9 protein-coding genes are annotated in these 11,722 nt (G+C 74.4%); 5 read left to right on the forward strand and 4 right to left on the reverse strand.

Annotated elements, in window-relative coordinates; genetic code table 11:
* Positions 1-70 precede the first annotated feature (70 nt).
* Positions 71-802 (reverse strand): ferritin-like domain-containing protein, encoded by a 732-nt coding sequence (locus tag ACIQ9G_RS07860; protein ID WP_403607438.1) that lies wholly within the window; start codon positions 800-802, stop codon positions 71-73.
* A gap of 79 nt (positions 803-881) precedes the next feature.
* On the reverse strand, positions 882-3,386 hold the full coding sequence (locus ACIQ9G_RS07865; protein ID WP_403607439.1) for a DUF4132 domain-containing protein: 2,505 nt from the start codon (positions 3,384-3,386) through the stop codon (positions 882-884).
* A gap of 171 nt (positions 3,387-3,557) precedes the next feature.
* Between ACIQ9G_RS07865 and ACIQ9G_RS07870 the strand changes: the two genes are divergently transcribed.
* The 4 genes from ACIQ9G_RS07870 (at position 3,558) to ACIQ9G_RS07885 (ending at position 8,623) form a co-directional block, all read left to right on the forward strand.
* Positions 3,558-4,070 carry an STAS domain-containing protein gene (locus tag ACIQ9G_RS07870; protein ID WP_403607440.1) on the forward strand — a complete coding sequence of 171 codons (513 nt, stop codon included), beginning with the start codon at positions 3,558-3,560 and terminating at the stop codon, positions 4,068-4,070.
* Positions 4,067-6,277 (forward strand): SpoIIE family protein phosphatase, encoded by a 2,211-nt coding sequence (locus tag ACIQ9G_RS07875; protein ID WP_403607441.1) that lies wholly within the window; start codon positions 4,067-4,069, stop codon positions 6,275-6,277. Before ACIQ9G_RS07870 ends, ACIQ9G_RS07875 begins: the two co-directional genes overlap by 4 nt.
* An 86-nt stretch (positions 6,278-6,363) precedes the next feature.
* Positions 6,364-6,813: an ATP-binding protein gene (locus tag ACIQ9G_RS07880; protein ID WP_403607442.1), complete on the forward strand. Its 450-nt coding sequence runs from the start codon at positions 6,364-6,366 to the stop codon at positions 6,811-6,813.
* A 175-nt stretch (positions 6,814-6,988) separates the two neighbouring features.
* Positions 6,989-8,623, forward strand: a complete 1,635-nt coding sequence (locus ACIQ9G_RS07885) for an FAD-dependent monooxygenase (RefSeq protein WP_403607443.1) — start codon at positions 6,989-6,991, stop codon at positions 8,621-8,623.
* 141 nt (positions 8,624-8,764) lie between these two features.
* On the opposite strand, the gene ACIQ9G_RS07890 is transcribed toward ACIQ9G_RS07885, so the two are convergent.
* Both ACIQ9G_RS07890 and ACIQ9G_RS07895 read right to left on the reverse strand, forming a co-directional pair.
* On the reverse strand, positions 8,765-9,172 hold the full coding sequence (locus ACIQ9G_RS07890; protein WP_403607444.1) for a (2Fe-2S) ferredoxin domain-containing protein: 408 nt from the start codon (positions 9,170-9,172) through the stop codon (positions 8,765-8,767).
* A complete protein-coding gene (locus ACIQ9G_RS07895) occupies positions 9,169-11,148 on the reverse strand; it encodes a heavy metal translocating P-type ATPase (protein ID WP_403607445.1) in 1,980 nt (659 codons plus the stop codon). Before ACIQ9G_RS07895 ends, ACIQ9G_RS07890 begins: the two co-directional genes overlap by 4 nt.
* A 138-nt stretch (positions 11,149-11,286) precedes the next feature.
* On the opposite strand from ACIQ9G_RS07895, the gene ACIQ9G_RS07900 reads away from it, so the two are divergent.
* Positions 11,287-11,670, forward strand: a complete 384-nt coding sequence (locus ACIQ9G_RS07900; RefSeq protein WP_403607446.1) for an ArsR/SmtB family transcription factor — start codon at positions 11,287-11,289, stop codon at positions 11,668-11,670.
* Positions 11,671-11,722 lie beyond the last annotated feature (52 nt).

An 11,722-nucleotide genomic window follows, 5' to 3' on the forward strand; every position in this document is an offset into this window, starting at 1 on the left:
CAGGCGCCACGCGGCGCCCGACCATGCGCGCCGGCGGAGCGACGCGGGACCGCGCCCCTCCCGGGGAGCGTCACCACCCGCTCGACCACGCGTCCGGCCGGGGCGTCAGTATCGCGGTGGTCACCTCGGCGGAGGAGGCCATGACGTCGGCGACGAAGCGCAGGCGCCCGACACCGAGCCGGGCCAGTGCCCCGCCATGGTCGGCGGCGACGACGAGCGTCACCGCGAGCAGGAGCAGTCGCCACAGGCCCAGCACCGGGCGCCGCAGCGGCCGGGGCAGTTCCGCGAGCGAGGCGTGCAGCCGCGCGCAGTGGAAGGGCACATGGCGCTGCTCGTCGGCCAGGATCCGGCCCGTCACGTCCGACGTCAGGCGGTCGCCGGTGCCGTCACGCAGGGCGCGGTAGTAGCGCAGCGCCACCACCTCCGCGATCATCAGCACCAGCAGCTCCAGCCGCAGGCCCATCAGCCGTCGCAGCCGTACGAAGACCGTGTCGCTCCAGTGGCCGGCCAGGGTCGGCATACCGCCCGCGGCCAGCAGCAGGGCGAGCAGCCGGGCGTGGTTCTGCTCCTCGGCGACGAACAGCCTGACCGCCCGCGCGTAGTCGGGGTCCCCGGCCTCGTCGGCCTTGGCGACCAGATTGGCGCCGTCACCGTCCTCGCCCACCTGGAAGCGCTGGATGCCGGCCCACACCGCCGGATGCAGTGTCGCGCCCCGCTCCCAGCCCGGGTCGCCCAGGGCGCGCCTGCGCTCGCGCTCCTCCTCGAACCGCCGTACCCACTTGGCGAACTCGCCCGCACCCACCCGGTCTCCCCTCCCCCTCGGGCCACGGCAGCCGGGCCCTTGGAGAAGGACGACGCGAGCGGGCAGCGAAACGTTCCCCTCAACCGCCGCGCTTGATCTGCGCCAGGACGGTCTGGTCGGTGATCGCGGTGTCGGCGGCGAGCATGAGGGCCTTGCTGAGGATCAGGAAGAGGCGGTCGTCCTCGAAGGGCAGGAAGACCTTGCCGCCGGTCGGGCGGCGGGCGGGGACGACGCACAGGTAGGTGTCGTCGGGTGCCATGAGGATGTTGGCCGAGCCCAGATGGATGCGGTAGGTGGTGAGGTCGCCCCGGACGACCAGGTAACGGCCGTCGAGGGTGCAGCGGTCGGCGATCCGCAGGCGCGGCAGGATCCGCGCCAGCGCCTCGCGGCGGATCTCCGCGCTCGCCGTCAGCTCGCCGAACATGGCCGTCCGCCAGTAGTCGGTCCAGCGGTGCTCGCCGCGGTCCGCCCACTCGGGATCGGCCGCGATGGACGTCACGGCCACGAACAGATCGACGTCCCGCATCGCCTCGCTGAACACCTGCGGCGGCACCTCGGACAACCGGGCCTCCCGCCAGCGCCGTCCGTCCCGCCGTTCGAACCGGACCTGGTCCGTGGCCGCGTGCTCGGGCGCGTAGCCGTAGTCGTCGCCGGCGGGCTCGTGGTAGAAGCACGCGCGCCACTCGCCGTCGCCGAACTCCGCGCGCGCCCTGCCGTCGTGGCCGCCGTCGTGCGCGCCGAGGAAGTTCGCCGGCCAGCCGCGCTCCTTGAACAGCGCGTACAGCTGCCGGTAGTGCACGATGTGGGCGGCGAAGCGGTTGGAGTAGACGCCGGTCTCCTCCTCCGCCGGAGTGAGCAGGTAGATCTCCCGGAACGCCTGCTTGAACGGCTGCCGCAGCCGGTCGGCGACGATCCGCGCCCGCCACGCCCCGACCTCGCCCGCACGGGCGCGGATCGGGTGCCACAGCCGGACGCGCCCGCACCCGGCGGGCGGCTCGGCCCCGGGCGCCACCGCGTGCCACCCGCCGTCGGCGTCCTGGAACTCCCAGATGAGACCGCGGGTGACCACCCCGGTCACCGGGTGGTCGCGGTAGTGGCGGCACCACTCCTCGTACGGCCACTCGCGCTCGGCCGACATCAGCGACTCCAGGCGTGCCCGCTCGCCCGCCAGCGTGCCCCGCACCTCCTTGGCCAGGGCCTTGAGCTCTCTCAGCTCGTCCGGGAACCCCTCCTTCACCGCCGCCGGCGCCGTGCGGGAGGCCCGTCCACCGGGGGCGGTGAACGTGAGCCGTACCGTCGTCGCGTCCTCGACGGCCAACCGGACCCGGTGGCCGCCCAGTTCGCGTTCCACGGAGCCGTCCGGCGTCAGGCCGTGGGCGGGCACACTGCGCTCGACGAGCTGGCCCGCCGTGATGCCCTGCCGCGCGGCGGCCGTCACCAGCGCGGTGTCGACCTGCTTGCGCAGGGCCCGGTGCCTGATCCTCGCCTGGAGCTGCCACAGGGCCTCCAGCGCGGTCGCGTCGCCCACCTCGGCCAGCGCGTTGAACGCCGCGCCCGCGAGCTTGAGGTCCTCGCTCAGGCCGGGGCCGAGGCCGGCCCGCAGGGCCAGCGCGGCGAGTCCGGGCACCGCCTCCGGCCCGCCGCTCAGCGCGGCCGCCCAGACGACACCGCGCGCCAGGTCTGCGTCGCCCCGCCGGACGACGGAGTTCCAGGGGCGGCCGCCCTCGGGCCCGCCGGTGTCCGCGTTGCCGCCCCCGCCGTACCTCGGATCGTCCTCGGTCAGTGCCCGCAGCAGGCCGGAGACGAGGTCACGCGCCGATGCCGCGTCCACGAGCGTGAGACAGGTCCGCCGCCACCGCTGGGTGGGACGCGGTCCCGTCAGGCTCGCCAGATGACGGACGAGGCCTGCCAGCTCCGCCGTCGGCGTGGTCTGCGCGCGGTCGCGCAGCGGGGCGGCCCAGGGGGCGTGCGGGGGGACCAGTCCCTCGGGGATCCACGCCTCGTCGACGCTCGCGAGCAGTTCACGCAGGCGGCCGGCGAGCCCGATGCGCAGGCGCGTCTCGACATCGGTCCGCATCAGCTTGGCGTGGGCGCGCCGCAGCCAGGGCGCGAGCGCCCGGTGCGCGTCGGCGCCGAGCCGCTCGGCCACGTCCAGCGTCGTCCCCAGCGACGCGGCGAACCAGAAGCCCATGTCGTACTGCGCGGTGCGGTGCAGCATCACCGCGACCTCGTCGGTCGTCCAGCCGTCCACCCGCCGCGCGAGGGCCTTTATCTCGGTGTCGTACTGCCAGAAGCCCCGCCGGTCGAAGCGGGCGGCCAGCATCAGGCACAGCACCGCGGCCCTGCCGTCGTCGTCCGCGCAGGCCGCGAGCCGCCGGTCCATCTCGGCCGAGGTCGCCGCGCACGCCGCCTGCCACCGCTCGTAGGCGTCCGGGCCCTGCCACACGGACGGGTCGAAGCCGGACTCCGACCGCCGGCGTTCCAGCAGGTCGACGAGCCAGCGCACGCGGTCCAGCGCGGCCCATCGCACGTCGTCGAGCGAGTCATGGACACGGGATGCGGCCACCAGGGTGTCGTAGAGCATGTCCGGGATCTTGGCAGGGGGGACTGACAACGCGATCGACCTGCGGATTCGCCGACTCCGTCGCCTCCGCCGCGCGTAGCGCGCCCGGACGGCGGGGACGCGGGGCATCGTGACGGCGGAAGTATTTAGCATGGAGTCGGCATACCGAAGACCGATCGGGTGAAAGGTGCGGTGCGAGTGTTCTCGGTGGAGGTGGCGCGATCCGGTCGCGCCCTGGTGCTCGGCCTGAGCGGCGAGCTGGACCACGAGAGCGTGGTGCAGTTCCACGAGGCCTCGGACACCGCGGTGACCGAAGCCTCCGGCACCGGCGTCACCGGCCCCTCCGGCACCGGACCCGCCGCTGTGGTCACCGCGGCCACCAGCGACGCCGACGCCGACACCACCGGGGCCGGTACCCCGCCCCTCGTCGTGGCCGACTGCTCCCGCCTGCTGTTCTGCGATTCCTCCGGCATCGGCGCCTTCGTCCGGCTGTACCAGCGGCTGCTGCCGCACGGTGTGGCGCTGCGGGTCGCCGCCCCACCGCCCTCGGTGCGGCGGGCGTTCTCCCTGACCGGCCTGGACGGGCCCATCCCCGTGCACCCCACCGTGGACGAGGCGCTGGTCAGGACGGTAGGGCATGATTTGCTGGATGACCTACCGGCCGGGACGCGGCCGCGGACCGCGGGGGAGGGGAGGCGGGGATGACAGCCAAGCCCAAGCGGAGGTTGACGCCCGCTGCCGCGTTCCCGGCCGGCCGCGTCCGCACGGCGCCGGGCGCCGAGGACGACCTGTCGGTGCTCTTCGGCCGGTCGAGGGCGCTGTTCGCGTCCCTGGTCGGACCGGCCCACGTCCTGAAGTCGGCCAACCCCGCCTTCTTCGCCGCCATCGGCGGCGGGGGACGGCAGCGCACCGGCGTGCCCCTCGGGGAGCTGGTGCCGGAGCTGGCAACGCCGGACTTCCTCGCCGCGCTGGACCGCGTGTACCGCACCGGCGAGCGCCATGTGGGCCGGGACGTCCGATTCGTCCTGGGCACGGGAGCCGGGGCCCACGAGATCTTCGTCGACTTCACCTACGAGGCGCGCCGGGACGCGGGCGGCAACGTCGTCGGCGTCCGCATGATCGGCGTGGAGACCACCCAGGCGAAGCACGCCCAGCGGCTGGCCGCCGAGCACCGGGTGCTGCTGGAGCAGATCGCCCGGCAGGCACCGCTGGAGGATGTGCTGGACGGCATGTGCCGGGCGATCGAGGAACTGTCCCCCGGCGTGATCGTCTCGGTGCTGCTCGCCGACGAGGACGGTCGGCACCTGCGGCACGGAGCGGCCCCGAGCCTGCCCGAGTTCTACAACCGCGCCATCGACGGCATCGCCACCGGGGAGGGGGCCGGCTCCTGCGGCACCGCCGCCTTCCGGCGGGAGCGGGTCGTCGTCACCGACATCGCCGCCGACCCGCTGTGGAAGGACTTCCGGGACCTGGCCGCGCGGGCCGGCGTCGCGGCCTGCTGGTCCACGCCCGTCCTGGCCCGCGACGGACGTCTGCTGGGCACCTTCGCGATGTACCACCGGACGCCGCGCGCCCCGCTGGACGTCGACCTCGCCCTGGCCCGCGTCTTCACAGACACCGCTGCCCTGGCCGTCGAACGGCACCGGGTCGAGCAGGCGCGCCGGGCCGCCGACGCCCGCGAGAAGGCGGCCCGCGACGACCTCGCCTTCCTGCTGTCGGCCAGCAACGCCCTCGCGGCCATCCTGGACGAGACGCAGATCCTGCACCGGGCGGCCACCCTGTGCGCCCCGACCCTGGCGCCCCTGGCCGCGGTCGACGTCCTCGACGCCGGCCGTCTGCGGCGCGTAGCGGTGGCGGCACCCACCGCGCAGGACAGTGCCCTCCTGGCCACTCACATACCGGGTCCCGCCGACCAGGACGCCGTGTCCCGCGTGTTCGCGTCCGGCATCACCGAAGTGGCCCGCCGCACGCCCACCGGCCCCGGCCCCTGGGAGGACCTGGGCGTCACCGGCTACCTGTGCATCCCGCTCACCGACCGCGGCCGGCCTTTCGGGGTGCTCACGCTGCTGTCCACCGCCGAGCACTCCTTCGACGGCCACAAGGTCGCGCTGGCGGAGGAGCTGGCGCGCCGCGCCGCCTCCGCCGCCCGCAACGCACGGCAGTACCGGCAGCGCGTCGCCCTCGCCCGGGACCTGCAGACCGGACTGCTCCTGCCCGACCTGCCCGACATCCCCGGCGCCGAGCTGGCCGCCCACTACCACCCCGCGGGCGAGGGCTTGGAGATCGGCGGCGACTTCTACGACCTCTTCCCGCTCGACGACGGATCCTGGACGTTCGTGCTCGGCGACGTCTGCGGGCGGGGCGCGCTCGCCGCCACCACCACCGCCCTGGTCCGGCACACCGCCCGCGCCGTGGCCCCCTTGCTGCCCGGTCCGGTCGACGTCGTCGAGGCCGTGGAGAAGGCGCTCAACGACCGGCCCGCGGGCTACGGCAACGGCTTCGTCACCCTCATCTGCGGCCGGATGACCTCCTCGCCCGAGGGCCTGGCCGTCGACCTCGTGCGCGCCGGCCACACCCTGCCCCTGCTCCTCGACGCCGAGCACAACGTCACCACCGTCGAGGTCGAGGGCGGCCTGCTCGGCATCGGCATCGACGCGACACCACGCGTGCGCAGCCTCCTGCTCCGGCCGCACGAGAGCCTGCTGCTCTACACCGACGGCATCACCGAATGCCATCCCCCGACGAGCCGGGAGCAGTACGGCGACGAGCGGCTCGCCCGCGCGCTGGCCGCCGCCCCGCACCGGCCGAGCGCGCAGGACGTCCTCGAAGCCGTCACCGGCGACGTACGGACGTTCACCGGCGGCGGTGACGTGGACGACGACCAGGCCGCTCTCGTCATCACCGCCAGATGAGCGCGGACGCGGTGACTCCCCCCGCGGGGGCGGGGCCGAGGAAGAGGAACGACACATCGGACGGCAAAGGGGCGAGGCACCGGTTCATGCATCAGGCAGTGGACGAACGCGGCGGTGACGAGCCATGCACGAGGCCCGTACGGGCGGCTGTGGCCTACGACACCTCCCTGAGCTCGGGACTGATCTCCGACTCCCGGGACTTCGTCCGGTCGTTCCTCCTGCACCTGCAGTCGGCGTGCGACGCCACCGTGTCCCGCCAGGCGACGGCCACGGCCCAGATCGTGGTCAGCGAACTGGTGACCAACGCCCTCAAGTACGCGCGGGGCTCCTGCCTGGTGCAGCTCGAAGCGGGCGCCGACTCCCTCGAGGTGGCGGTGTGGGACTCCAGTCCCGTCCTCCCGGTGGTCCGGCAACCGGACCCGGGGCGGGTGGGCCAGCACGGCCTGGAGATCGTCAAGGCCCTGTGCCGGAGTGTGGAGAGCCAGTCGGCCTCGGCGGGCAAGTGGGTGCGGGCCGTCATCGCGCTGACCGACTGACCGACTGACCGGCCCACCGACTGACCGGCCGACCGACTGAGCGACGGGCCGGCCGGCTCCGACCGACCGAGAGACTCGTGTGCGCGGATCCCCCCGTCCGGTGGCCGTCGGCCGTCGGGGGCGCCAGCATGGAAAGGGAGCGTGTCCGCACGAGGGCACCGTCGGGAGGACGGACATGACCGACGACACCCAGGTCCTGGTCGTGGGCGCGGGCCCGGTGGGCCTGACCGCGGCACTCGAACTACGGCGCCGAGGCGTCGACTGCCGCCTCGTCGACCTCTTGCCCGAACGCCTGCCCTACGCCAGGGCCGTGGGCGTCCAGCCGAGAACGCTGGAGATCTGGGACCGCTCCGGAGTGGCGCGGGCGGCGCTGGACGCCGCGGTGCCCGTGCGCGGACAACTCGTGTACGTCAACGGAGCCGAACAGGCGCGGATCGAGCTGACGCTGCCGCCCGAAGTGCCGTACGGCTTCGCGGCGCTGCCGCAGTACGAGACCGAGCGCATCCTGGAGGAGCGCCTCGCCGTTCACGGCACACACGTCGAACGCGGCACCGCGCTCGTCTCCTTCACCCAGGACGCGAAGGGCGTCACCGGCAGGCTGCGCACGGCCGCCGGGGAGGACCGGGAGATCCGGTCGGAGTTCCTCGTCGGATGCGACGGCGCGCACAGCGTCGTACGCAGACAGCTCGGGCTGTCCTTCGAGGGCGGCGCGTTCCCCGCGGAGTACATGCTCGCCGACGTCGAGCTGGACTGGGAACTGCCCGCCGGCTACGGGGTGCGCGCCATGCACCGGGCCGAGGACGGGACCGTCGACGACCTGCTGGTGTGCGTCCCGCTGCCCGGCCGGTCCCGCTACCGGGTGTCGACGACGGTTCCGCCCGAGCTGTCGCACGACCGGCGCCCACCAGCGGCGGAGCCGGGCGAGCCGGCGCACGGGCCGGACAACGGCCAGGCGCCCCGGATCGAGCACATCGAGAAGGTGCTCGAACGACTCTCGCCGGTGCCGTGCACCGCGTCGGCGCTGCGCTGGTCGTCGGTGTTCCGCATCAGCCACCGGATCGTGGACCGCTACGCCGACGGCCGGGTCTTCCTCGCCGGTGACGCCGCGCACATCCACCCGCCCACCGGCGCGCAGGGCATGAACACCGGCATCCAGGACGCGTACAACCTCGCCTGGAAGCTGGCGCTCGCCGTCAAGGGCGTCGCACAGCCCCGGCTCCTGGAGAGCTACGAGACCGAACGCAGACCGGTGGGGGAGGAGGTCGTCGGCCGTACGGTGCGGCACGCCGCCGAGGGTGTGCAGGCCGACCCCGACGACCCCGCCACCGTGATGATGCGCGAGGCCCAACTCCTCGTCTCCTACCCGGGCAGCCCCGTAGTCGAGCGGGACGCGACCGGGGGAGCGGGACCGGGACCGGCCGCCGGCGACCGCGCGCCCGACTGCACGGGACTGCGCGACGCGCTCTGCGCCTTCCCGCTGCGCCTGTTCGACCTGCTGCGGGAGCGCGACCACGTCCTCCTGCTCTACGCCGACTCCGCCGACCGGGCCGCGGACTTCGACGAACTCGCCGACGAGGCGAGGAACGTGGCCCGGGGCGAGCTGACCTGCTACGCACTGCTCGCCGACGGAGTCGAGGCGCCCGGCCTGCTGCTGCCGGTGATCCATGACGGAGCCGGGGAGTTCCGCCGCGCGTACGGCGCCGAGGGATCCACCGCGCTCCTGATCCGCCCGGACGGCCACCTCGGCGTGCGAGCCGCTCCGGTGAGCCGCCTGGACGTACTGGCCGCGCTGGCCCGCGTGTTCACCTGAGGTATACGCATCACCGCGGGCGTCAGGACACTCGACGGTGACCCGGAAGTCCATGGCCGCCGAGCCTGAGGCGTATGCATAGCCGCCCACATCAGGACACTTGACGGTGACTCAGAAGTCTCCTCGGCCGCCGAGAGGGACTCAGTCCTCCTCCACGGCCCGCCGTACGCGCCGGGACGGGGAGAACACGTACAGGTCGAGGATCTCCGGCACTTCGGCGAGCCCCGGCCCGCCCGCGCCGACCCAGGCCGTGACGTCGGCCGTGGCGTCGGGATCGTTGACCAGCCCGAGCCAGACCGGCCGCCCGCCCGCGGCGCGCCCGGTCGCGGACGGTTGCACGACGACGACATTGGCCTGTTCGCAGGCGTCCAGGCAGTTCACCGCCCGCACCTGGGCGATCGATCCCAGCTCCGCCTTCAAAGTGGCGAGTTGGGCCTCGTGGTCCACGCCGGGGATCTTGCCGGTGCCGCAGCAGCATCCCCGGCAGACGGTCACGGTGCACCGGGGCGCGTCCTGCGCGGCCCGTGCGGGCGTCCTGCGCCGGCTCACGCGGCGGCCCGCTTCCAGGCGGCCTCGCGCAGCAGCCGCAGACCGTTCAGGCCGACGATGACGGTCGAGCCCTCGTGCCCGGCGACACCCAGCGGCAGCGGCAGGGTGCCGGCGAGATCCCACACGACCAGGCCGGTGATGAACACCCCGGCGACGACGAGGTTCTGCACGACGAGCCGGCGCGCCCGGCGCGACAGCGCGATCACGGCGGGAACGGTGGCGAGCTCGTCGCGGACGATCACCGCGTCGGCGGTCTCCAGTGCCAGGTCGGACCCGGCCCGGCCCATGGCGACGCCGGTGTGCGCGGCGGCCAGTGCCGGGGCGTCGTTCACGCCGTCGCCCACCACCATCACCCTGCGGCCGGCCGCCTCCAGCTCCCTGACCGCGCCCACCTTCTCCTCCGGCAGCAGCCCGGCGCGCACCTCCTCGATGCCGGCCTCGGCGGCGAGGCGCGCGGCGGCGCGCGGGTTGTCGCCGGTGAGCAGCAGGGGTGCGGTGCCGGTGAGGGAGGTCAGGGCGGAGACCGTCGTGGCGGCGCCCGGGCGCAGCCGGTCGGCGATTCCGAGGACACCCACCGGAGAGCCGTCCACCGTCACCAGGACCGCCGTCCGTCCGCCCTCCTCCAGCTCGGCGGCGAGTACGGCGGCACGCGCCGCGGCGGCGTCCGCCCTTCCGCGCAGCAGCCGCGCCGGGGCGCCGACCGCGACCGCGCGCCCGTCGACGGTGGCGGTCACGCCGACACCGGGCGTGGAGGCGAAGTCCTCCGCCGCCGGGAGGGCGAGCCCCCGCTCGCGGGCCGCGTCCACCACCGCCCGCGCCAGCGGATGCTCGCTCGGGTGCTCCGCGGCGGCCGCGAGCACCAGCAACTCACCGGTCTCCAGTCCGGATCCGGCGAACGGCCGTACGTCGCTCACCCGGGGCGCGCCCTCGGTCAGCGTGCCGGTCTTGTCCAGAGCCACCGCGTCGACCTGCCCCAGCCGCTCCATGACCACGGCCGACTTGACCAGGACGCCGTGCCGGCCGGCGTTGGCGATGGCGGACAGCAGAGGCGGCATCGTGGCCAGGACGACGGCGCAGGGGGAGGCCACGATCATGAAGGTCATGGCCCGCAGCAGCGCGTCGCCGAGCGCCGCGCCGACGGCGAGCGGCACCAGGAACACGGCGAGGGTCGCGGCCACCATGCCCAGCGAGTAGCGCTGTTCGACCTTCTCGATGAACAACTGGGTCGGCGCCTTGGTCTCGGACGCCTCCTCGACCATGCGGACGATCCGCGCGATCACCGTGTCGGAGGCGTCCCGCTCGACGCGCACATGCAGCGCGCCGGTGCCGTTGAGCGTGCCGGCGAAGACCTCGTCGCCCTTCTCCTTGGCCACGGGCAGGGGTTCGCCGGTGATGGTGGCCTGGTCGACCTCACTGGCGCCGTCGAGCACCCGGCCGTCGGCGCCGACCCGCTCGCCGGGCCGGACGAGCACGGTGTCGCCGACGGACAGCTCCGACAGGCGGACGGTCTCCTCGCCGCCGTCGCCGTCCACGCGGGTGGCCGTGGCGGGAGCCAGGTCGAGCAGCCCCCGGACGGAGTCGGCGGTCCGGGCGGTGGCGAGCGCCTCCAGCGCCCCCGAGGTGGCGAAGATGACGATGAGCAGCGCGCCCTCCATCACCTGCCCGATGGCGGCCGCCCCGAGCGCGGCGACGACCATCAGCAGATCGACGTCGAGGGTCCTCTCGCGCAGCGCCCGCAGCCCCGCCCAGCCCGGCTCCCACCCGCCCGAGACGTAGGTCAGCGCGTACAGCGGGCCCCAGGTCCAGGCCGGGGCGCCGGCCAGATGCAGGGGGAGGGCGAGCAGGAAGAGTACGGTGGCCGCGGCCGCCCAGCGGGCCTCGGGCAGCGCGAACACCCGGGTGCGGCGCCGGGGAGCATCGCTCGCGCGGTGGGGCGCGGCCCGGTCGACCGGGGCCGGGGCCAGGGTGGAGGTCATGGGTGCGGGAAGTCCCTTCGCGGGAGTGTGAACGGGATGGTCGGGCAGCCGGACGGGCGGCACCGCTCCCGCCACCGTACAGGAGCGCATGAAGAAGCGTTCATGCGTTCATGGGTGGTTCTCCGTAGGATGAAGGCCATGGGCCACGGAGCTGACGCCAAGACCACCGCCACCGCACGCGAGCGCCTGGAGACCGTGGGCGCCGCCGACGTGGCCGCCACGCTGCAGGCCCTCGCCACACCGTCCCGGCTGCGGATCCTGGCCCGCCTCCAGGAGGGCCCCTGCGCGGCCACGGAACTCGCCGACGCGGTCGGCATGGAGCAGTCCGCCTGCTCCCACCAGCTGCGCCTGCTGCGCAACCTCGGACTGGTCACCGGCGAGCGCCGGGGCCGCTCGGTCATCTACGCGCTGTACGACAACCACGTCGCCGAGCTCCTCGAACAGGCCCTCTACCACGTGGAGCACCTCCGCCTCGGCCTGCGCGACGCCCCCGCCCCGGCCGCCGCGGCCGTGGCCCCCTGAGCCGGGCGCCCGCGACCGGCGCCGGCGACCGGCCGAAGGTGGCACGCGGAGG

Source organism: Streptomyces sp. NPDC096152 (genome assembly GCF_044763235.1).
In the GTDB taxonomy this organism is placed as follows: domain Bacteria; phylum Actinomycetota; class Actinomycetes; order Streptomycetales; family Streptomycetaceae; genus Streptomyces.

Excerpts from the sequence above, each read along its gene's own strand:
- ACIQ9G_RS07865 (WP_403607439.1), bottom strand. The coding sequence starts at position 3,386 with ATGCTCTACGACACCCTGGTGGCCGCATCCCGTGTCCATGACTCGCTC.
- ACIQ9G_RS07875 (WP_403607441.1), top strand. The coding sequence starts at position 4,067 with ATGACAGCCAAGCCCAAGCGGAGGTTGACGCCCGCTGCCGCGTTCCCG.
- ACIQ9G_RS07880 (WP_403607442.1), top strand. The coding sequence starts at position 6,364 with ATGCATCAGGCAGTGGACGAACGCGGCGGTGACGAGCCATGCACGAGG.
- ACIQ9G_RS07885 (WP_403607443.1), top strand. The coding sequence starts at position 6,989 with ATGACCGACGACACCCAGGTCCTGGTCGTGGGCGCGGGCCCGGTGGGC.
- ACIQ9G_RS07895 (WP_403607445.1), bottom strand. The coding sequence starts at position 11,148 with ATGACCTCCACCCTGGCCCCGGCCCCGGTCGACCGGGCCGCGCCCCAC.
- ACIQ9G_RS07900 (WP_403607446.1), top strand. The coding sequence starts at position 11,287 with ATGGGCCACGGAGCTGACGCCAAGACCACCGCCACCGCACGCGAGCGC.